Raw genomic sequence first — 22,213 nt, 5'->3', positions numbered from 1 at the left:
TGAGTAAGTATTAAACAATAATATAATTTTATTCATTATTAACTAATGAATTATTAATAATTCTATAAATGGCATCATATCATATGATATAATTTAATTGAACTTATATTTATTATCAAACTATTTGGGAGTGATTCAATGTCTAAACAAGAAAGAAGTTGGATTATTTATGATTGGGCTTGCTCAGCATTTACAATGACAATACTAACAGTAATATTTCCAGTATTCTTCAAAACTTACATAGCAAGTGATTTATCTTTAGATAAGTCAACAGTATATATTTCATATGCTAATACAATAGCTGCACTTATCATTGCTATACTAGCGCCTTTTCTAGGTATGATTGCTGATTTTAAAGGAAATAAAAAGAAATTCTTTTCATTATTCCTTTGTATAGGTTTGCTCTTCACACTTAGTTTATCTTTTATATCCCAAGGGAAAATTGTCTTTAGTTTATTTCTCTTTATTATGTCTATTATTGGTTACGCAGGCGCAAATGTCTTTTATGATTCATTTTTAACCGATATAACCTCAATTGAAAAGATGGACAAGATTTCAACTCATGGCTACGCATGGGGATATATAGGCGGTGTACTGTTATTTATAATTTCATATTTGGTTATTGCTTTCCATAGTTCACTTGGTATTACTAAAACCTTTGCTACAAAACTTTCATTTATACTAACAGCAATTTGGTGGCTCTTATTCTCAATACCTATGTTGAAAAATGTAAAACAAAACTATTATATTGAACCTGTAAAAAAACCTTTTTCTTATACATGGAAAAAAACACTTTCAATAATAAAGACCGTAAAAAAAAATAAACCAGCTTTTAAATTTTTACTTGCATACTTTTTCTATATAGATGGAGTTTCTACTATAATAAAATTATCATCTTCATATGCTACCGATTTAGGAATACCTGATAAAACTGTTATGCTTATATTTATAATGACACAATTTATAGCATTCCCTTGCGCAATCCTATTTGCGAAACTTGCTAAGATTTTTTCACCTAAGAAGATAATATTATTAGGTATAGGAATATACACTTCAGTATGTATTTTTGCATTCTTTATGAGTACTGCTACTCATTTCTGGATAATGGCAATAATGGTATCAGTAGCTCAAGGTGGTATTCAAGCACTTAGCAGATCTTACTATGGTAAACTAATTCCGAAGGAAAACTCAAGTGAATTCTTTGGAATTTACAATATTTTTGGTAGATTTGCCACAATATTAGGACCATTGTTACTTGGTAGTTTAACAACTTTAACAGGCAATTCAAGATATGGAGTTCTGAGCTTAATTGTATTATTTGCAATAGGAGGAATACTTTTTATTAGAGTTCCAGAAGCGCAAAAAGTTGCTTCTTAAGATAAACAGAAAACAGCACGCTTATGCGTGCTGTTTTTTTAGCTTTGCTTCAAATTATATGCTTTAAGTACTTGTGCAAATTCTTCCCCAGATCCAATTGATTGATAATCTTTTTTTCCATTCTTTTCTACAACTCTATACGCAAATGCATTATCACTATTTCTCTGAGACAATATTACATATTTTTTACCATTTAATGTCATTTTATCAACTAACTCTAGCTCAACCTTTTGACCTAAGTCATTCTCAACTATCATAAAAGCATTTCTCATGAACAACTCTCCTTTAATATTATTTAAAGCATAATCAAATAAATAACCAGTCAATATTTTTCATACGCCTAATATTAAGTTGCTCATACTCTATTAAAATTATTACTATGTTAAGATACATTAATAATGTAATTTAAGAAATATTTGCACCAAAGTACATAGCCCATAAACATACTGCTGAGAATCTTGTTCCTCTTGCCATAAATGAGACTGTTAAAACCTTACCTATTCCAATACCAACTACTCCTGATATTAGTGCAAAAATCTTATATGGAAGTGGTGTTAATGCTGCAATACCAATTGCCCAAACACCAAATTTAGCGAAATATTTTTTAGAAACATCTAATTTCTTTTTATTTATAATTTTTGATACAATATGCTTTTCGCCATATTTACCTAATTTATTTCCTATTCCTGCTCCTATCATTGAACCTAAGGTACTAACTAATATAGCAAATAAAATCAATTTAGGATTTAATACAGCAAAAGGTATAAGAAGCGTTTCAACTGGTACCGGTAAGAAAATCGCTTCAGCTACAGCGAGAATAAATATTCCAATTAATCCATAATGTGATAAGAAATCTACCATATAATTCACCTCTGTTCATTAACCTATTTTTTTAATTATTATCTATATGAAATAAATTATACACTAAAAATATTAAATCTTCCTTAAATAAAATTTAAATATATATTTAATTAACTCCATCAATTACATTTATAACCGTTTAAATAATATAAGCCACGGAATTTCCGCAGCTTATACTATCAATTAATTAAATTTATTTATTTTAATTTTATCAAGAGGGGCAAAGTTTTGAATATTGTTTCCTTTTAAATCCAAAACCACAAATTCTTCAATGGATTCTAGTACTTCAATATCTTCAATATTATTATTACATAGAAATAACCACTTCAATTCTTTCAAGTTTTGTATTGGTGATAAATCTTTTATCTTATTATTAGATAAATTCACCATCTCAATATTAAAATTATTTTTTATAAATTCAACATTCTCTATATTATTATTTTTCATTGATAATCCTTTAAGCTCCTTAAGTAAAGATAAATCTGCAATATCCTTTAAGCCATTATTACTCATATTGATAGATTCTAAATTTTCACAATTTGTTAATGGAGTAATATCTTTAATATTGTTGTTTTCTCCATAAAAGTAAACTAAGTTTTTCAAAGAACTTACAGGTGTTATATCTTCAATAGCATTATATCCTGCATTGAGCATCCTTAAATTTTTCAAATACTGAATACCTTCCAACTCTTTAATTCCTAAATTACTTATATCTAAAGATGTTATATTATCTAAATCCTCATTACTAATATATATACGTTCTTTCCCTATTACTTGCTCAATTCTTTGTAAAAGTTTCTCATCTTTAAATTTTGATATGAATCTTATACTTTTCTTTTGATTTGCTTCTAAAAGTTTATCCTTATCTATATTAATTTTAATTCCTTTTTCTTCTGCAACAACAACATATGTAGGTACATTAAAGAAACTCTTTGTTAATCCAATACTAATCGCTACAACTAAAGATGCAATAATAAACTTCTTCATTTACTCACCTCATTTATCAATAACTATCCTTGTTTTCTTTATAGCTATATTATAGTATCAAAACTATTACTTAATGTAACAAAGGTATTACAAATGGTTACATATAGGTTACAATAATTTTTTCATAAAAATAAAAGCAGATGAATATTTTTATTATCCATCTACTCTCTAATAGTTTTATACTTTAAACTTATCCATTTGATTTATCAAATTTTTTGCCAATTCTTCTAATCCTATCGCCATATTTGCAATTTCTTCATTTCCCATATTCATTTCCTGTATAGATGCTGCTATTTCTTCTGTAGCCGAAGACACCTCTTGAGCAGAACTAGATACACCAAGAACTCTATCACTTACTACTTCTTTTTTACTTATTATATTACTAACTTCACTATTTATATTAGTTATATTAGGTACCATGTTTTCAATATCATCTATAACATTTTCCATAACTTTTATTGAATTAATAATATTCTCTACTCCGTTATTTAACCCATTTTCCATATTTGCTGACTCTTTTAACATATTTGTTGAATCATCAGTAATATTAACTATTAATTCATTTATTTTTTCTGCTGATTCTTTGCTTTGCTCAGCTAATTTTCTAATTTCTTCAGCAACAACTGCAAAACCTCTTCCCGAATCTCCTGCTTTAGCAGCCTCAATAGATGCATTTAATGATAATAAGTTAGTTTGTTCAGAAATTCCATTTATAACAGTGATAATTTCTGTAATCTTATTTACATTGCCTCCAAGTTTATCAATTTTATACTCAAACTTTCCAAAATCATCTTTAAGTTGATTAATAAGATTTACTATGCTATTCATCTCATTTTTTCCTTCATCAACTTTAACTTTAGTATCTCCTAAATCATTATATACTCTCTTTACTTCATCAGCTAAACTATTAAGATCATTTCCAAAATCATCAAACTCTGTACATACCGTCATCAAAGTATCACTCTGTTCGTTAATTGTAGAGGTAATTTCTTCAACCGATGCAGTAATATTTTCTGATGTTGCAGACATCTCCTCCGAAATATTTGCTAAATCATTAGTAGTTTCTTCAACTTTAAAAGATGATTCTTTTATTGTTACAATCATGTTTCTCATAGATATTATTGTATTTGATGTTCCTTTAACAATTCCATCAAATTCACTAGTCATCTTTTCTTCAATTTTACCTGTAAGGTTTCCATCTCCAATTTTCTCAATTTCTTTAGAAAGTACTGTTATCTTCTTAGTTAATAATATTATGATAATAGAGATTACTACCATTATAGCTATAGCAAAAACTATAAAAGTCCATATAAGTTCAAGTTCCACTCCAGCAATTCGGTCTATAATATTTTCAAATTTATACCCTGAAAACCATATCCCTATTATGTTGCCCTGATTATCTTTTAAGGGTACATATCTAGCTACTACACTGTGACCTTCAACATCAGCTACATTCTTAAATTCTTTTCCCTCTTTTATTACAACATCTATAACTTTTTGTGAAAGTTTTGTTCCTATTATTCTTTTCCCATCATTCTTAATATTTGTAGCTACTCTAGTATCATATCTAAATAATGTAACCATAATATCATCTTTTAAGTACGAATCTAATTTTTCATTAAGTTCTTCATGTCTTTCGATATCATAATTCCCTTTAAATAATCGCCCCTCTTTAATATTCCATTCACCTTTTATTTGATCATCAAATCCATTATAAATAATATCTGTATATATATTAACAGCCTCTTGTTCTGCTTCCATAAACTTAGTAGCTATAAGTTTTGTCAATACCCCTGCTTGTATAGCTAATAAAACAAAAAAGATAGCAATAAGCCTGAACTTAAAGCTCCTAATAAATTTCCCTTTCATTGTATAACCTCCCTAAATTAAACATACTTTCTTTATTATACAACAAAAAAGATGTATTTTTACTTTTTTTTATAAAAAAAATGTAAATTTTTATATTTTATTTAATCTTTTTATAGAGGAAAAGCTTTCAGCTAAGCTGAAAGCTATCATTATTTGTTCTCTTTTCTTTGTTCTTTTTTTATATATAATAATTCCTTTAGAATTTCATACTGTCTAAAAAGTTCAAGATCAAGGAACAAGGCGAACGAGCAGCACAGTGTGCCTTAGTTACGCCGAGATTGAGCTTTTTTAGACGTATGATTATGGTGTTAATCTGTTTTTGTCTCTAGTAAACATAGTAGTTTCTCTCACATTTTCAATACCCAAGAAAGATGCTGTTATTCTCTCAAGACCTATTGCCAATCCGCCATGAGGAGGCATTCCATATTTAAATGCGCTTAAATACCCTTCAAAACTTTCTGGATTTAATCCCGTCTCTATCATCTTCTCTTTTAAAACTTCATAGGAATGTATTCTCTGTCCTCCAGTTGTTATCTCCAACCCTCTGAATATAAGGTCAAAACTCTTTGTTTCACCATTTGGAGCAGGCATAGTATACATAGGTCTTTTTTCCTGAGGATAATGAGTTAAGAATACGAAGTCACTTCCATACTTCTCTTTAACATATTCACTTATGAGTTTTTCTCCTTCTGGGTCAAGATCTCTCTCAAGATTCGTTTTATTATACTCTGTTTTTAAAATTTCAATAGCTTCACTCATTTTCATTTTAGGAATTTCTTCATTAATTATTGGAATATTAGCCTCTAAAAGTTGAACTTCTTCCTTACATTCATTACAGATATTATGGATTATAAATCTTATTAATCTTTCTTCTAATTCCATTATTTCGTACTCATCTTGGATAAAACCCATCTCAAGGTCTAGACTTACATATTCATTAATATGTCTCTTTGTGTCATGGCTCTCTGCCCTGTATACATGCCCAATTTCAAATACCCTTTCATATCCTGATGATACCATCATTTGTTTATAAAACTGAGGGCTCTGAGCAAGATAAGCTTTTTCGTTGAAGTATTTTACTTCAAATAATTCTGTCCCACCTTCAGTTCCTTCTTTTACAATCTTTGGAGTAAATATCTCCTTGAAGCCTTCACCTCTAAGGAACTCTGCAAAAGACTTAGAAATACACTCTTGAATTTTAAATATTGCAGCTACTTTTCTATTTCTAAAACTCAATACCCTATTGTGTATCATTACATCTAATGAAGCTTCAATATTCTCTTTATTTATTTCCATAGGCAATTCATAATTAACTTCATTTAATACCCTCATAGCACTAACTTGAACTTCAACCTCTTCGTTCTTTGCACCACTCTCTGTAACTTCTCCATTAATCTCTATTACACTCTCTACTCTTAACCCTTTAATGTCAATTTCTTTTGTATTTACAACACATTGTACAACTCCACTTCTGTCTCTTAGAAACAAAAATGCAATTTTCCCAAGTTTTCTCACTCTATGAAGCCATCCTTGTATTCTTACTTCTTTTCCCATATTATTATTTAAGTTCTTAACTAACGTTCTATTCATTTAAATCACTCTCCATAATTTTTTAATGTTTGATTTAAATTCCGGAATTTTTTATGAATAGTGGCCAACTACTCATTTTATAAAATAAAAAATCGCCTCTAAAAATTTAGAGACGATTTAAGTTCACTTATATCGCGGTACCACCCTAATTAACTACTTTTTGAAAAGAAATTGAAAATGGAGAATGGAGAATTGAGAATGATGGATGTTTCTGATACTCAGAAACTACAATTTAGAGTTCTTTAGAACAAAATAATTTTACTCATTTTATCTTAAGATAAAATATTGTATTATAATACAAAGATTAATCTGTAAAATATACTAAACCCTTGATTATTGATTAACTGTTCTATTCATTCCCATTAATTTTATTTTTAAGAAACTTTTGTTTCTTAAAATAAAAAATCTCACTTCAGTTAAGAAGTGAGATATATTATCCACGGTACCATTCTTATTAACTATTTCATAAAATAGTTCACTTGGATCATATAACGGTGATTAACCGTATTATCCTACTACTGTTTCAGATAACAAGTTCCAGGATGTCTTTCAAAGCTATACTTCTTATGGAGATCTCACCATCCTCCACTCTCTGGTAAGGTTGCAGCTTTTACTCTTCCCTTCATAACAATTATTACTATTAATTTATTACATTATATTGTAATGTCCATATCATGTCAACTACTTTTTATCAAAATTTTTAGAATTATTTTTATTAACTTTTTTAATTATTCCCTATATAAAGTCCATGTAACCCACACCCTAGTTAATAAATTCATCTAAATATTTAATTGTTGTAATAAATTCTATTTGATGTGCTCTATCTTTTATTAGCCTTATATCTTCATTATATCCGTCATAATATCGTACTATATTATCCACTTTAATTCCCCCATTAACTTTTAATCATACATGAAAAATATTACTTAATTTCAAAAGATAGTGCCATAATCTACAAATCATTTCTAAATGTATATGCAATTCCAAACTCATCATCATAAATATCTTCTACATCAATATGTTTCTTAAATTCATCCCCAACCATTTCTTTTATTACTGATTCCCAGAACATATGTGATACTGGATTATTAGGATGAACAGTTAGTTCCCATTTCCCTGGATGCATCTCAAATACTTTCTTAGCTGCATATTTTCCTATTCCACTTCTACGATATTTCTTCATAATAAAGAACTCACTCATAAAAAGAGTATCTTTATCTTTAGATAAATAACAATAATCACACACCATAACAAAACCGGCAAGTTTATTATTAACTTTTATAAAATATGGAAACCTTCGCTTTTCAGTCCAATAGTAATCTAAATATGTATACCCATATAACCCTAGAAAATTCACATCACTATTTTCATACTCTGAAAAGTCATATTCATATAATTCGATTAATCGTGCTAATATTTCACGTTCCTCTTCAGCTACCTTTACAATTTCTATATCCATGATCACTTTCCCCTTTTTACTTTATTTCTCCTTCAAAAACTCCTCCTTAGTTAATCCATAGCATAGTACATCATAATATTTGCCATTTGTATAATAATTTCTTCTCAATCTTCCTTCAAGTACAAAACCTAACTTTTCATGTAATCCTATTGATTTGTCATTAAATTCGTATATATATACATTTACTTTCTGATATCTTAATTCGTTAAAGTAATACCCTAAAATCATTTTTATAGCTTCTTTTGCATAACCATTTCCCCTGTATCGTCTTCTAACCCCAAGTCCATACTCAAAAGTACCATACCTTTTGCTGCATGAGTGAGTGTTAATATTTCCAACAGCATTACCTTCAATATCCTCCATAATGAAAAAAAATTCATCACTTTCAAAAGAACTTTTTGAAAGGTTTTCTACCCTCTTTTTTATTTTCTCTTCTGTTAATGGAAGCATTATATTAAAACTTGCTCTATCTGATTCAGAATCTTTTTCTTCACTATTAAAATATCCCTCAAAATCTTTCATTTCAACTGCTCTAAGTTTTATTTTTTCTCCTTGCCAAATATATGACATAAGAATCCCCCTTTTCATCAAACATATGTTGTATTTTAATTTTTTACATTTATCAAATATACCTAAATGTTAAACAACTTAGCTGCATTATTATAAAATACATCTTCCCAGTGTTCTTCTGGAATTAACTCCTTTACAAACTCAATATATGGTTTAACTCTAACCAGCGGCCAGTCTGTTCCAAATAAGATCTTCTTATAGTTATCTGCATACACAAATGCTCTTTTAAAATGCTCCATAAATAATTTCTCATTCATGAATTTTTGAACCTTTGCTTCATTTCCAACTATAAGTCCTGAGATATCAGCATACACATTTGAATTCTTTGAAATAATCTCTGCCGTCTCCATTACCCAAGGATCTCCAAAATGAGCAATTATAAAATTTACCCATCTAAATTTAAGTGCTAATTCATCTACCTCTAGAGGCTTAGAATATTTTAATAATCCTCTCTCTGAATATGTATCTCCACTATGAATCACAACAGGAAGCTTATATTTTTCTGCTAATTTATAAACAGGTGTATAGACTTCATCCCAAACATGATAATGATAATATCCAGCATATATCTTTATACCTACTACATTTTTTTCTTTTAAAGCTTCTTCAATTCTTTTAAGTTCCTGTTCCTTAATTTCTTCATTCTCTGTATCTAAAACTACTGGATTAATTCCAATACACGTTAACACATTATCAGGATTCTTTTCTAAGTCTAAGCACATTGGATTTATTGAATTCACATCTGGGAAACCGCCTTCTTCCCCTTCAGTTAATCCCATTCCAATACCATAAACAACACCATTTTCATCATATTCCTTCAAAATCCCTTTTGAACTATAATCAATAAATGATAATTCCTCAGCTGTTCTTTTAAAACTTTCTATATTAGAAAAGTGCATGTGTGCATCAATTATTTTCATTCTGATTCCCTCCTTCACTCTTTAACATATAAATACTCTGAAGATATCTTCCCTCAAATTCACTATAATAAGGTTTGTCCACAAATCCCTTTTCCACTAAATATTCGTTTATAGAACCAAATATAAGATGCCATAATTCTAAGGCAATTTCTTTTATATCTACACCGTGCCTAATAGCAGTTATATTCTCAAGTCTTTCGCTCATTTCTTTAAGAATCTCTTTTAATTCATCGTATATCTCTGAACTTATATATTCTCCAACCTTATTAAATACCTCTTCGTGATTCTCAGTAAATATTGGCACATTTATGCTTACTTTACCTTTCTCAAGTAAATCTAAATACCCTAATGCCTTACCAATGTTAAATAAATCTTCATATTTGCTCTCATTTCCATGAATAAGCCCTTTTGCCAAGTTGATAATATAATCTCCTAACTCTTTGGCAAGTTCATTATTTCTCTTACTTACCCACTTTGTATATGCGCTATTCAATTCACCTGCATTTTGAATATTGTTAATTTCTCTATCAACTCTTCTAAGATATCTAAATAGGTCATTTCTGTTACCATCACAATCTCCAAAGCTATTAAATCTATATCCGTCTATCTGTACATTATTGCTGCTACACAAAAGTTTGTTACTAAATTTATTTAATACTGAATCATCTTCATAGGCATAAAGTATATAATCTCTATTCCCTTCATTCACTTTACTTACTTTAAAAAGCCCTTTTTTACTAAAATAATCTAAAGCTACTCCATCAAATGTATAATCACAAATGACATGATACAACTTTCTCTTCATTAATACTTCATTAAGAGTAATTTGTTCTTCCTCAATAATGTTTTTAATTTCTTTTCCTAAGCTTAAGATTCTATCTCCAATTCTCTTTCCAGCATATTTAAGATATTCTTGAATGTTATCTATATCTTTAGCCAAAAACAATGTAAAGTTAATAGCAAATCGTCCTTGTTCATTTACCTTTATGGCACCGATTCTTTTAAGCTTTGAAATCATATCTATCAAACCTTTTTTATCTATAGCTAAAAGATTTTCTAACTCTGCCACTCCAAATAAAAATGCCGTTCCCTCAGCAATAGTATAAATTATTTCATGAAGCTTATTATTTTCTAGAATATATCTAGGATTAAATTCATCATATAGTCCTGGTTCACCAAAGATAAAAAAGTTTAGTTTTTTCATACTACATACCTCTCATTTGTTTATGTTTTATAACTACCACAAATAATTTTTCTTTAATTTAGTTCTCTTTTCTTCATTAATTCCATACTCTTTATTTAAATAATCATCAATAGATCCATATCTTTCTTTAATTGTATTGAAAGCATATTCTATATATTCTCTTCTTACCTCCATGAATGCTTTAAAAATTTCCTTACTGTGTTCATCCTTTAACAAATTTCCAAATGATTCAATTAATGCTTCATTAAATTGCGAACGATATACATTAGTCAATAAATAGTCTTCGATTACAGTTTCTTCTGGTACTCCTAATGCAAGTAATATTAGTGCCGCTCCTATCCCTGTCCTATCTTTACCAGCTGTACAATGCTGAATTATTGGTGTTTTATCTGTATTTTCAATATACTCCATTAGCTTTTTAAATGCTTCATTTTCAAATATCATCTCTAGATATCCATTTTTTAAAAATTCCTCTGGTTTTCCTAATTCTTTTAAACTTTTACTATTCTTCATTAAGGAAGTCATATCAAAATTCCCATCCTTATTATCTAAAGATTTCATTCCAGAGATATTTACATTCTCAATTCCTTCAATTACTGGGTCTGGCTTTACACTAACTTCCCCTTTAGAACGATAATCTAGTATTGTTTTTATTTCCAAACTTTTTAGATATTCCATATCTTCTTCTGTTAATCCAGCTAATTCATCAGAACGATAAAAAATGTTCCATTTAACTTTTCTACCATCTTTTGTTTTATATCCTCCTAGATCACGGAAATTACTTGTCCCCTTAAAAGGTACTAATACTTCTGCAACTATTTCCGAAACATATCCATCAGCTTTTAAAATAAAATAATTTCTTCTTTTAACATCTGGATCATCAAAAGTAACAGAATTTTTCCCTTCTACTGTTGTGATACATTCTTCAAATCCATTTATTTCAGGTGTTTTATTCCAATAAATCTTAACTTGATTAAGTTCTTTTTTTGAATTCCAGCTAATATTTATTTTGTTATCATAAACTCTTTTAATTTCTAGATTTTCAAAATGATCTTTATCTTTTTCTATGTATACACATTCCATACTAATATTCTCCTTAACATCTTTTATTCACTTATAAATAATTCTAACACCTATACTAACTTAAATAACTCTTCAAGATATGTAAATGTATCAGCAAATTCACCTAATTCTATCATAGATTGAATTTTACTTGGAGCTGCCCACATTGCTCCACATACTTCTTCTGGTTGGTAAACAACTTTTGTTATATCTACTTCATCATGAAACAACCACACATCTACAAAATCAGGATAGTCATGTTGCTGTCTTTTTAATCTAAAAAGACAGTTTCCATCTGCTGGAGATAACTCAACACCAATTTCCTCATTTACCTCTCGTAATGCAGCTTTCAAACTATCATCACCAACAATTGCTGCTCCAACAGTTGTTTCCCACATATTTGGCAGGTGTCGTTTATTTGGAGATCGTTTTGTGATTAAAAATTCACCCTTGCTATTTTTTATCCATACATGTACAACAAGATGGTATTCATCTTGAGCCATAGGTTTCCCCCGTTGAACAGTCCTCCCTGTTTTATTTCCATTTCCATCTAGTATATCCCAAAGTTCCATCTAATGTCCTCCAACCTTATAATCGCTCTTAAGGATTGCCATTATAATTCCATCAACTAACTCCCCTTTAATGAAGTCTCTCTCACGAACTAAGCCTTCTCTAATAAACCCACACTTTTCTAAAACTCTCACTGAACCATCATTTCCTGGAGTAATAAATGCTTCAACTCTATTTAAATTCATTTCACATAAAGCAAACTCAATAAGCAATTCTACTGCTTCAGTTCCATACCCCTTATTCCATTCACTTTTTTTAATATCATATCCTATCTCACATCTTCTACTTGACTCCTCAAAATCACCTAGACAACAAATACCCACCAACTTACCATCTATTTTATTGAATATTCCCCATGTAATTTCTTCTTTATTTTCAAACTCATCATTGTAATGTTTAATAAATCTTTCAGCTTGTTCTAATGTATTTATTGGTTCAAACCAATCAAATTCAGCCACATCTGGATCACTTAAAATATAATATAATTCTTTTATGTACTCATTTGTAATCCTATTTAACTTTATACTCTCCCCTTCTATTACTGGAAACTTCTCAAAAACTCTCATATTTATTTCAATGCTCAATTTACTCCCTCCATTAAGAAAAACCATAAACTGAAACAGTTAATAATCTTTATTATTACTTCTTTGTGGTTTCAGTTATGGTTATAATATCTTTATACTATTTTCATTCCAAACCTTGGAATTTTATTAAACCTACCCTCAGCATCTTTCTCCAAGTTGGTAATATTCCCTTAGAATATTATAAGCTAATGTGTATATGTTAGCATATTGATTACCCAATATCATTATCTTAACATCATATTCAGGTATAAAAGCAGTACAAGCAACAACCCCATAATTAAATCCAGTTTTTGTAGCCATGTATACCTTACCCTCTTCTTTACTAACCATATAATCAATACCAAATCCATAATAAGTCTTTATATCATTATTTTCATTTGAAAAAACTTTATAATTAGTCATTTCTTTTGTCATTTCTTCACCTAGTAATTTTCCACTCCATAATGCATCATAGAATTTCAACATATCATCTACAGTTGTAAGGGCACCTCTATCAGATAGTCCACATGAAGGGTATGAGTAAATATTTTTCTTAAATCCAATCAGATTATTATTATCATCAATAATATCCTCATAGCACTCTGCTCTATTCTCAACAATGTCACTCATATTAAAAAATCCTGTGTTACTCATATCAGCTTTTGAGAATACATTATTCTTAACAAATTCTTGATATTTCTCACCTGTTATTTTTTCAATAACCAGTCCAAGAAGAATAAATGCACCGTTGTTATAGTTTGTACCCTCACCAGGTTCAAATACTTGCTCTTTATTAATAAATAATGGCAGAGCATCTTCTAATTTTTCAATTGAGTAATTTGGTCTATGGATAAATAAATCACTATATTCTTTTCCTGATCCCCATTCATAATCATCTCCCATTCCAGATGAATGTGTTAGTAAGTGAAAAATAGTAATATTCCTATTTATCTTTGATTCTTTAATATCTAGAATATTCATCACCTTATCATCAAGAGAAAGCAATCCCCTCTCAACAAGTTGAAGAATTGCAACTGTTGTAAATAATTTTGTTACTCCTCCACAGTCAAACTTGGTATCTATCTTATTCTTCACCTTAAAACCTCTATGAGCATGCCCATGAGCATCTCTGTAGAGCATATCCTGCTCCTCTTTAATTAAGATGGCTCCTGAAAACTCTTCTTCCTTAACAAACTTCTCTATAATGTTCTTTATATTATCTCTTCTTTTCATGTTATACCTCCAAAAATATTAATATATTAAATAAACACAATTCCTATGTTAATATCATTTATAAAATATTTTTAGATAGTGTCATTCCTAGCCATTTAAGAACCTCCATATATTTTAAAGATCATAATACTCACAAATAATATCTTCACCTAATCCCCATACATTAGAGTATTGGTTTCCTAAAATCATGATTTTTGTATCATATTCTGGAATATAGATGGTATTTGCTACAACACCAAAGTTGCACCCATCCTTTGAGAAAGAATAGACTTTTTCATCTTTCATATCCATCATATACTCAAATACAAAACCATACTTGAATTTCACCTTTGTATACTCAACTTTTAGAATTTTTGGTGTTACCATTGCATCAGTCATCTCTTGTCCTAATAATTCTCCATTCAACAATGCTTCATAGAATTTCACCATATCCTCCACTGTTGTAAGTGCACCTGCACCACCATCTGGAGCTCCACATGGTGGATATGAGTAAATATTCTTTTTCCATCCGATTATATTTTCTTCTTCATCCTGAATATCTTCATATCCTTCTGCAGCATTCTCCACTATGCCGTCCATACTAAATAGTCCTGTATTGTTCATTTCAGCTCTCTTAAACACATTCTCAGTTACATAATCTCTATATTTTTCACCTGTTAGTTTTTCAACAACCATCCCAAGAAGAATGAATGCACAATTGTTATATCTTGTCCCTTCTCCTGGCTCAAAATATTGTTCTTTATGAATAAAGAGAGGTAAAGTATCTTCTAATTCTCTGATTGAATAATTAGGTCTATCTTTAAATAATGCACTGTAATCTTCTCCTGCCTCTTCATCTGCATCATCTCCCATACCTGATGAATGAGTCAGTAGATGGAATATCTTGATATTCTTATTCAACTTAGAATTCTCAATCTCCAAAATATCAAGTACTTTATCCTCTAATGATATAACTCCCTTCTCAACCAGTTGAAGTATAGCAACAGCAGTAAACAACTTTGTTACTGAAGCACAATCAAATTTAGTATCAATCTTATTCTTAACTTTTAATCCTCTATGAGCATAACCATGAGCCTCTTTATAAATTATTTCTTCCCCTTCTTTAATAAGAATTGCCCCTGAAAAATCCTCATTCTTAACAAATTCATTAATTATATTTTGTATGTTATCTTTTCTTCCCATTTCAATATCCCCTTTATTTTTAATTTATTTTTTCTTCAACAACTTATTATCTATTCAACTAAACCTTAAAGTCATTCCAATTTACAGGAGTAGTTTTTCCATTCTGCCAATCTTCCTTTGTAATACCATAACCCACAGAGTCATATACGTCTCCATTTCTGCATACCCACCCTTTTCTATAATGTGCTTCTTTAGCAAAACCACACTTATGGAATACACATCTCATAGCATAATTATCCTGTCTTGTATTACCTTCTATCCTATCAGTATTAGTATATTGGTTGAATATGTAGTCAACTAACCAATTTACAGCTCTTGTTCCTAAACCCCTACCTTTATGAGAACTTAAAATTCTTATATCAAACAATGGAGCCCCATCATCTAAGTCATAAACCCTAAGCATCCCAACCCTCTTATCATCATCAGAAACAATCCAAAATGTTTTAATCCCTTCCCCAGTATAATATTTATTATTGTAGGCAGCTCTAATCCTATCTGGATTTGGATTAGGTGTTCCGTAAAATTCCCAAGTATCTGATGTTAAAAATTCCACAAGAGTATCAATTTCATCTTTGAATTCTTCAAAACGTATTTTCATTATTTATTCCCCCTAACTTTGAGGATGATTTGTTTACTTAAAACTTTTCCTAAACCCAACCCTCTCTCTAAACTCATTTCTTCTATAGAAATCATGCGCTTCTTCAGAGGAGATTAAATCTATTCTTGCACTTGGAAACTCCTTGTGGCATGCTTCAATAAGCATTCCTCCAATTCCTCTTCCCCTTAACTCTTTCTTTATCATAACCTCAGCTATATATGTTGATATAGCTCCATCGCTAATTCCACGTAAAAATCCAATAATTTCTCCATTTCGTTCAATTACTAGAGTAATATTAGAATTTTCCCATACTTTTATAGCATCTTCTTCTCTATTAATAAAAGTCATCCAACCTTCTTCTCTATATAATTCTTGGATTTTATCAAAATCTTCACTTTTATATTTTCTAATCTCTAAATTATTCACTCTATTTGACCTCACTTATTCATAAAAATATTCAAAGTTATTTTCTACCTTCCTCTTAAAAGAAACTGAGAGTTGTGATTTGAGCGTTGAGAACGATGGTCCTCGAACAATAAATTAAAATTTCTCGAAGAGAAATGTCATACGTTCTCAACTCTCCATTCTCAACTCTCAACTATATTTTTACATTTTGTTCCTTGTATTTTTCACTCTATAAAAAATCACCTTGATCACAATATTATTTCTTTTTAAAGGTCTTCAATTTCTCTATCATCAATTCTTCTATCATGGAATATTATCCATTCCTGAAGCACTTCCTTATCTTCTCCATGTGGAATCTCTTTATAGAAGTTTGCAAATATACCTACATCCTGAGTTACAGAATATGCAAATGATAATCCATCTCCTTTTGATACCATATTCATTCTGTCTTTTCTAGTGTTATAACCAACTGAAATTACACCTTTAAATTCAATATCAATTTCCGTTTTACCACATTTATATTTTTTCAAATCTCCAACCTTATCTTTAAACTCAAAGAAAGAATCTGTAATTTTTTCCTCTTCTTTAATGAATAAATCTCTTTCAAAGCTAGTATTTAAATTCTTATTTGAATTATTAGTTGCTCTATAAACACACTTAATTACAGGGATATCAGCCCTTGTTAAATACATGTGTTCAATTTCAAGTCCTTTATATTTTTCATGTTTCTGGAATATAACTGTACTACTTATTCCACTCCATATATTATTAAATTCATCTGCAACTTCAACAAATTTCACTTCAACCTTTTGTTCATGATAACTTGTCAATGACACTCCTGAAGGGATCATGCACACTCCGCCACCCCAAGGATTAAACCAACTCTTTGGTCTCTTCTTAGGGTAACTGCTCTCAAGCCAATCTTCTCCATTATATTTTATTGAGAATAAGCCAGCTGAGAATTCTGGTGATGCTTTCATCTCAATTACACCATTACTTAATTTGAATACTTTACAACCTTCTTCTTCTTGTATTTCTTTTGTAATTTCAGTTACGCCACTATTAAAGATTAGCTTTTCTTTAGCAATTACCTCATTGTTAAAGTTACCATCTATCTTAATATGATTAATTCCTACATTTAAATTCTTAAATTCTATTTTCTTAGAATCTTCTCCTTGGAAATCAATTTTCTCACAGAAAGTTTTTTCTCCATCAATTGAAATTGCCACATCTCCATGTAACTGCGTTTTTTTATAATTATTAACAAAAAGCTTACTAGTTCCGTTACTAAAAACATTACCTTCATTAATAGAAACATCAAATGGTTCAATTTCTCTAAGTTCTGGTAAATCATCACATCCCATTGCCACTTTTCTTAGTTCTTCGTAATTATCAAATGTATTACTAGCCATATATACTGAAGGTGTTTTTACAACACAGTTTTTCTGTAACTGTAATCCTTCTACTTTTTGCTTAATCCTATAATTGTCAATAGTAATTTTAAATTCTTTGTCCCACCACATAGCTCTTGTTCCCTGGAAATCAGATGCAAACATCCAGTTTTCAGTAAGCTTCTTATGATCCCAAAGCCAGATTCCAATATCAATGTTGTTTCTAATATCAAGTAATTTATTATCAAAAGCCATATATCCATTACTAGTATTAAACCCAACTACATTAACCATTGATATATCCTTGATATCCGATGCTGCATTTTCAATCTCATGATATATTTCTAAAGTACCGTCATCCTCTAATCTCATCACTCTAGTAATTTTTACATCTTTAAAATCATCAGATTCAAATTTTGCCCTCAAAACTGAAGCGGTTTCCTCAACATGGTAGGTAACCTCACTAGGCTTTTTCTTACTAAATTCATCAGAATATGGTTCTCCCAAAGAAGGACAAGCAACATTGGATGCTAAAACATTTTTCTTAAATTCTTTAACAAAAGATGAATTATTAAACTTATTTATTCCAGCTAAGAATCTACCATTAGATACAAAGTAACTATTTTCATCTTCCCCACCTATTTTACCTACTCTACCTCTGAAAGCCATTTCAAGCTTCTTCTTAAAGCATACCTCATCATTTGAAGTTAACACATTTACATCAACCTCATCATCTATATATCCACTTTTAATAAACCTAACAGGTATTCTTACTGATTTTTTTTCCTTACTCTCTAGTTCCACTTCAATCTCTTTGTACTTGAACTCAACGTAATCATTTTCAGGCAACGAAAATTTCATTTGAATTTTCTCTTCAAAACTATTCTCAAAATCAATATATGTGAACTGTTCAGTATTCTTGAAGTATTGCTTATCTTTAGTGTCTGTACTCATTTTCACTGGATATACAGGTTCTACGCCAAGGCCCATAACAACTTCTTTACCATTTATAGTTACAATATTTTTTACTAAAGGATGCGTTATCCACTCAGTTACTACCTCTTCTAATTCTCCAACATGAAATGACCCATTAATAACTTCTCTATCATAAACATTCAATGTTTCATCAATTGAATTCTTAATCTCACGATCATTCATACCTGAAATTGAAATCTCTAGGTCGTTACCACTCTTATTTACAATTTCAAACTCAATCTCATAATCTTTTCCAAATATGAGTTTCTGCTTCTTTAAAGAGCACTTAATTGAATAATCCTCTGTTTCAATTTCTCGAAGTACCCTTCCTTTTCGTTCAAACTGAACTCTTAGCTGTGTTTTCTCTTTTTTCCATAGATATTCAAAGAATTGGAATTCCCCTTCCTCTATACCATCTGGTTTAACTTCTATATCCATTTTTCTATCATCATACCAATGTAATACTTCAAAATAATCCTTTAAAGCTTCACTATTTATTACATATGGAAGAAAGTTCATTAAATGCACTGATTGTTCATTTTTTTCCCAGAAGAAACCAGACTTCTTATACAGAGGAACTGCCTTAAGGTTACCTGCCCAAGTAAATAAATCTAGTCTTGGCCAATCACTCTTAATAGCTTCTTCAACCACTTTAAGAATTAGTTTTTTCCCTACCTTTTTTCCATGGTAATCAGGTCTTACATTTAAAAGTGGAATATAACTTGTATTCTTATCAAATGCATATCTTGCAAAACTGCATGTCCCTGCAACCTCTTCACCATTAAGAGCTACAAACAGATTAAGATCTGTACTATTCTTCCTTTCATTTATTATATCTTTCGCTGTTTTAACCGATGTATCTCCACCCCAACTATCGCCACTTTTATTCCACATATCAGCTATACCTGATGCGTATATATCCTTATATTCTACTACTTTAATTTCCTTCTCATTAAGCAACATAAATTTCTTCATCCTCCCCATTTTTAAAACTACCATATTTTATAAAACTCTTCCCTACATTTCAGACGAAAAAAAGAAGCTTTGAATCTTTTATTCTACAAATTGAAGTTTTTGAAATTTTCAGCATTTTCATCTTATAAGACTCCTTTCAAAATAAATAAAGGTCACATAATAATATGCAACCTTTAAATTCAAAAAAGCCGCACAGCTGGCGGCTCAATTAACATTATAATCTTTTAACTATAAACTATTACAAATAATGTTTAGTTATTCATTGAACTCAAGACAGCAGACCAATAATTATTCAAATTTGTTAATATTGTTAATTTACTTGTAGTCATTTTATTAGTCTCCTTTCTTTTCTCTAAATAACTATTACAGTTATATTATATTATAAATAGAAATTTATTACAAGTTTTTTTATTTACTCTAATGTTTATCGCTAATTGTAATAATATTCCCTTCTCCTCTTTTTACATTTTTACCTTGATGAACTATAACTTCTTTTTCTTTAGGTAAATTTGTTATAACAATAGGTGTCACTATTGATGGTACCAAATTCTTAATTTCATGTAGGTCAACACTCATTAACGGCTGCCCTTTTTTAATAGCTTCACCTTGCTTAACATATGTTTCAAAACCTTTTCCTTCTAATTTTACTGTATCTATTCCAAAGTGTACCAAAAACTCAAGTCCATTTTCTGCTTTTAAGCCTACAGCATGTTTTGTTCCAAATACCATAGCAACTGTTCCATCAATAGGAGATACAACTTCACCATTTTCAGGTAATATTGCAAACCCATCTCCCATCATTTTTTCTGAAAATACTTTATCTGGTACATCCTCCAGTTCAAGTAATTCTCCATCTATAGGAGCAACAATTTCAATTGAAGTTACTGATTTTTTATCTGTCTTTTTTGTAGTTTCTTCAATATCCATTTTATCTATTTCTACTTCTTCTCCTTGAGGTATTTTTCTTTCCATTATCTTTTTCATTTGGGTTTTAATAATATCTGATTTAGGTCCAAAAATTGCTTGAATATTATTACCAACTTCCAATACTCCTGCTGCCCCAAGGTTTTTTAATACACTTTTATCAACATTTTCGATGTCATTTACAGTTATCCTTAACCGTGTTATGCATGCATCTAGTTTATCAATATTCTTTTCTCCACCTAAAGCTTTTATAATCTGCATAGGCAAATCACTTTTTTCAACCTTTTTATCAGTGTCTAGTAATTCATCTTCTTCTTCTCTTCCAGGAGTTTTAACATCAAATTTTCTAATAAAAAATCTAAATCCGAAGTAGTAAATTACTGCAAAGCATAAGCCAATAGGTATTATTAACCAGGATTTAGTTGATAAATTCCAGTATAAAAGATAATCTATAAATCCACCTGAAAAAGTCATTCCAGCTTTAACACCCAAAATATCCATAAGCATAAATGATATACCAGCGAAAACACAGTGTATTCCATATAGCAATGGTGCTACAAATAAGAAAGTAAATTCAATAGGCTCAGTTATCCCTGTTAAAAAAGATGTTAATGCTGCAGAAGCAAATATTCCACCTACAATTTTCTTTTTCTCAGGTCTGGCCTCTTGATACATAGCTACTGCTGCAGCAGGTAATCCAAACATCATAAAAGGGAATTTTCCTGTCATGAAAGTACCTGCTGTAGGGTCTCCAGCAAAGAATCTAGCTACATCACCTTTAACTACTTCACCTGCTTCTGTTATGTAAGTACCAAATTCAAACCAGAAAGGTGAATAGAAAATATGATGTAATCCAAAAGGTATTAATGCTCTTTCAATAATTCCGAAGATAAAAGCAGATACCCCTTTGCTCGTAGTTAATACAAACTCTGCAAGTTTATCTAATCCTATCTGTATTGTTGGCCATACAAATACTAATATTAATCCAAGTAAAATAGCTGATGCAGCAGTTATTATAGGAACAAATCTTTTTCCTGCAAAGAATCCTAAAAATGGTGGTAACTCAATGGTATAAAACTTTTTATATAACATAGCTGCAACAATACCCATAATTATTCCACCGAAAACTCCCGTCTGTAATGTAGGTATTCCAAGTACCTGTGCATAACTTGGATCTGCACTTATAGCTGCTGGATCAGTAGGAATTTTTGCTATAATTCCAATAGTTACATTCATTATTAAGAAACCAACTGTAGCCGCAAGAGCAGCAACTCCATCTCCATCTGCCAATCCAATAGCAACACCTATAGCAAAGAGTAATGGTAAATTACCGAATATTATTCCCCCAGCCTGTTCCATTAATGGTATTCCTAATACATTTGCATGACCAAGTCCCAGTAATAGACCAGCTGCTGGAAGAATCGCAACAGGTAGCATTAAAGCTTTACCAACTTGTTGTAATACTCCAAAAGCTTTTTTAAACATTTATTCATCTCCT

Annotated in this window: 19 protein-coding genes and 1 other annotated feature; of the genes, 1 reads left to right on the top strand and 18 read right to left on the bottom strand. The window is 30.0% G+C overall.

Annotated elements, in window-relative coordinates; translation table 11 throughout:
• Positions 1 to 138 precede the first annotated feature (138 nt).
• A complete protein-coding gene (locus tag OW730_RS10975) occupies positions 139 to 1,377 on the top strand; it encodes an MFS transporter (RefSeq protein WP_271229064.1) in 1,239 nt (412 codons plus the stop codon).
• Between the two features lie 38 nt (positions 1,378 to 1,415).
• Here the strand turns inward: OW730_RS10975 and OW730_RS10970 are convergent, their stop codons facing one another.
• The 18 genes from OW730_RS10970 to ptsG form a co-directional block, all read right to left on the bottom strand.
• Positions 1,416 to 1,649: a DUF1292 domain-containing protein gene (locus OW730_RS10970; protein WP_271229063.1), complete on the bottom strand. Its 234-nt coding sequence runs from the start codon at positions 1,647 to 1,649 to the stop codon at positions 1,416 to 1,418.
• Between the two features lie 133 nt (positions 1,650 to 1,782).
• Positions 1,783 to 2,238 carry a YqaA family protein gene (locus OW730_RS10965; protein ID WP_271229062.1) on the bottom strand — a complete coding sequence of 152 codons (456 nt, stop codon included), beginning with the start codon at positions 2,236 to 2,238 and terminating at the stop codon, positions 1,783 to 1,785.
• A gap of 183 nt (positions 2,239 to 2,421) precedes the next feature.
• A complete protein-coding gene (locus tag OW730_RS10960) occupies positions 2,422 to 3,225 on the bottom strand; it encodes a leucine-rich repeat domain-containing protein (protein ID WP_271229061.1) in 804 nt (267 codons plus the stop codon).
• A 177-nt stretch (positions 3,226 to 3,402) separates the two neighbouring features.
• Positions 3,403 to 5,094, bottom strand: a complete 1,692-nt coding sequence (locus tag OW730_RS10955) for a methyl-accepting chemotaxis protein (protein WP_271229060.1) — start codon at positions 5,092 to 5,094, stop codon at positions 3,403 to 3,405.
• Positions 5,095 to 5,394: 300 nt separating this feature from the next.
• The gene (gene aspS, locus OW730_RS10950) at positions 5,395 to 6,684 is read right to left on the bottom strand and encodes an aspartate--tRNA(Asn) ligase (RefSeq protein ID WP_271229059.1); all 1,290 of its coding nucleotides are present in this window, start codon (positions 6,682 to 6,684) and stop codon (positions 5,395 to 5,397) included.
• A 416-nt stretch (positions 6,685 to 7,100) separates the two neighbouring features.
• Positions 7,101 to 7,319, bottom strand: a binding site (T-box leader).
• Positions 7,320 to 7,636: 317 nt separating this feature from the next.
• Entirely contained in the window at positions 7,637 to 8,143 is a 507-nt protein-coding gene (locus tag OW730_RS10945; RefSeq protein ID WP_271229058.1) for a GNAT family N-acetyltransferase, read from the bottom strand.
• 21 nt (positions 8,144 to 8,164) lie between these two features.
• Positions 8,165 to 8,713, bottom strand: a complete 549-nt coding sequence (locus OW730_RS10940; RefSeq protein ID WP_271229057.1) for a GNAT family N-acetyltransferase — start codon at positions 8,711 to 8,713, stop codon at positions 8,165 to 8,167.
• Between the two features lie 62 nt (positions 8,714 to 8,775).
• Positions 8,776 to 9,633: an amidohydrolase family protein gene (locus tag OW730_RS10935; protein ID WP_271229056.1), complete on the bottom strand. Its 858-nt coding sequence runs from the start codon at positions 9,631 to 9,633 to the stop codon at positions 8,776 to 8,778.
• Positions 9,620 to 10,837, bottom strand: a complete 1,218-nt coding sequence (locus OW730_RS10930) for a hypothetical protein (RefSeq protein WP_271229055.1) — start codon at positions 10,835 to 10,837, stop codon at positions 9,620 to 9,622. Before OW730_RS10930 ends, OW730_RS10935 begins: the two co-directional genes overlap by 14 nt.
• Positions 10,838 to 10,870: 33 nt before the next feature.
• Positions 10,871 to 11,920 carry a tyrosine-protein phosphatase gene (locus OW730_RS10925; RefSeq protein ID WP_271229054.1) on the bottom strand — a complete coding sequence of 350 codons (1,050 nt, stop codon included), beginning with the start codon at positions 11,918 to 11,920 and terminating at the stop codon, positions 10,871 to 10,873.
• 50 nt (positions 11,921 to 11,970) lie between these two features.
• Entirely contained in the window at positions 11,971 to 12,471 is a 501-nt protein-coding gene (locus tag OW730_RS10920) for an NUDIX hydrolase (RefSeq protein ID WP_271229053.1), read from the bottom strand.
• The gene (locus OW730_RS10915) at positions 12,472 to 13,053 is read right to left on the bottom strand and encodes a GNAT family N-acetyltransferase (RefSeq protein WP_271229052.1); all 582 of its coding nucleotides are present in this window, start codon (positions 13,051 to 13,053) and stop codon (positions 12,472 to 12,474) included.
• A 138-nt stretch (positions 13,054 to 13,191) separates the two neighbouring features.
• Positions 13,192 to 14,265, bottom strand: coding sequence for a serine hydrolase domain-containing protein (locus tag OW730_RS10910; RefSeq protein WP_271229051.1), 1,074 nt, complete (start codon positions 14,263 to 14,265; stop codon positions 13,192 to 13,194).
• A gap of 114 nt (positions 14,266 to 14,379) precedes the next feature.
• Positions 14,380 to 15,447, bottom strand: coding sequence for a serine hydrolase domain-containing protein (locus OW730_RS10905; protein WP_271229050.1), 1,068 nt, complete (start codon positions 15,445 to 15,447; stop codon positions 14,380 to 14,382).
• A 58-nt stretch (positions 15,448 to 15,505) separates the two neighbouring features.
• Positions 15,506 to 16,045, bottom strand: a complete 540-nt coding sequence (locus tag OW730_RS10900) for a GNAT family N-acetyltransferase (protein ID WP_271229049.1) — start codon at positions 16,043 to 16,045, stop codon at positions 15,506 to 15,508.
• A 33-nt stretch (positions 16,046 to 16,078) separates the two neighbouring features.
• Positions 16,079 to 16,471, bottom strand: a complete 393-nt coding sequence (locus OW730_RS10895) for a GNAT family N-acetyltransferase (RefSeq protein ID WP_271229048.1) — start codon at positions 16,469 to 16,471, stop codon at positions 16,079 to 16,081.
• A gap of 245 nt (positions 16,472 to 16,716) precedes the next feature.
• Positions 16,717 to 19,779 (bottom strand): GNAT family N-acetyltransferase, encoded by a 3,063-nt coding sequence (locus OW730_RS10890; protein ID WP_271229047.1) that lies wholly within the window; start codon positions 19,777 to 19,779, stop codon positions 16,717 to 16,719.
• Positions 19,780 to 20,208: 429 nt separating this feature from the next.
• Positions 20,209 to 22,200: a glucose-specific PTS transporter subunit IIBC gene (ptsG, locus tag OW730_RS10885; protein ID WP_271229046.1), complete on the bottom strand. Its 1,992-nt coding sequence runs from the start codon at positions 22,198 to 22,200 to the stop codon at positions 20,209 to 20,211.
• Positions 22,201 to 22,213: the final 13 nt, after the last annotated feature.

The organism is Oceanirhabdus sp. W0125-5 (assembly GCF_027938815.1).
GTDB lineage: Bacteria > Bacillota > Clostridia > Clostridiales > Clostridiaceae > Oceanirhabdus.
This window is presented reverse-complemented; position numbering and strand designations above follow the sequence as displayed.

What these genes read in the sequence shown, in the direction of transcription:
- OW730_RS10890 (WP_271229047.1), bottom strand. Translation starts at nt 19,779, where the DNA reads ATGTTGCTTAATGAGAAGGAAATTAAAGTAGTAGAATATAAGGATATA.
- aspS (WP_271229059.1), bottom strand. Translation starts at nt 6,684, where the DNA reads ATGAATAGAACGTTAGTTAAGAACTTAAATAATAATATGGGAAAAGAA.
- OW730_RS10925 (WP_271229054.1), bottom strand. Translation starts at nt 11,920, where the DNA reads ATGGAATGTGTATACATAGAAAAAGATAAAGATCATTTTGAAAATCTA.
- OW730_RS10960 (WP_271229061.1), bottom strand. Translation starts at nt 3,225, where the DNA reads ATGAAGAAGTTTATTATTGCATCTTTAGTTGTAGCGATTAGTATTGGA.
- OW730_RS10910 (WP_271229051.1), bottom strand. Translation starts at nt 14,265, where the DNA reads ATGAAAAGAAGAGATAATATAAAGAACATTATAGAGAAGTTTGTTAAG.
- OW730_RS10965 (WP_271229062.1), bottom strand. Translation starts at nt 2,238, where the DNA reads ATGGTAGATTTCTTATCACATTATGGATTAATTGGAATATTTATTCTC.
- OW730_RS10930 (WP_271229055.1), bottom strand. Translation starts at nt 10,837, where the DNA reads ATGAAAAAACTAAACTTTTTTATCTTTGGTGAACCAGGACTATATGAT.
- OW730_RS10940 (WP_271229057.1), bottom strand. Translation starts at nt 8,713, where the DNA reads ATGTCATATATTTGGCAAGGAGAAAAAATAAAACTTAGAGCAGTTGAA.
- OW730_RS10945 (WP_271229058.1), bottom strand. Translation starts at nt 8,143, where the DNA reads ATGGATATAGAAATTGTAAAGGTAGCTGAAGAGGAACGTGAAATATTA.
- OW730_RS10970 (WP_271229063.1), bottom strand. Translation starts at nt 1,649, where the DNA reads ATGAGAAATGCTTTTATGATAGTTGAGAATGACTTAGGTCAAAAGGTT.
- OW730_RS10955 (WP_271229060.1), bottom strand. Translation starts at nt 5,094, where the DNA reads ATGAAAGGGAAATTTATTAGGAGCTTTAAGTTCAGGCTTATTGCTATC.
- OW730_RS10935 (WP_271229056.1), bottom strand. Translation starts at nt 9,633, where the DNA reads ATGAAAATAATTGATGCACACATGCACTTTTCTAATATAGAAAGTTTT.
- OW730_RS10905 (WP_271229050.1), bottom strand. Translation starts at nt 15,447, where the DNA reads ATGGGAAGAAAAGATAACATACAAAATATAATTAATGAATTTGTTAAG.
- OW730_RS10900 (WP_271229049.1), bottom strand. Translation starts at nt 16,045, where the DNA reads ATGAAAATACGTTTTGAAGAATTCAAAGATGAAATTGATACTCTTGTG.
- OW730_RS10920 (WP_271229053.1), bottom strand. Translation starts at nt 12,471, where the DNA reads ATGGAACTTTGGGATATACTAGATGGAAATGGAAATAAAACAGGGAGG.
- OW730_RS10975 (WP_271229064.1), top strand. Translation starts at nt 139, where the DNA reads ATGTCTAAACAAGAAAGAAGTTGGATTATTTATGATTGGGCTTGCTCA.
- ptsG (WP_271229046.1), bottom strand. Translation starts at nt 22,200, where the DNA reads ATGTTTAAAAAAGCTTTTGGAGTATTACAACAAGTTGGTAAAGCTTTA.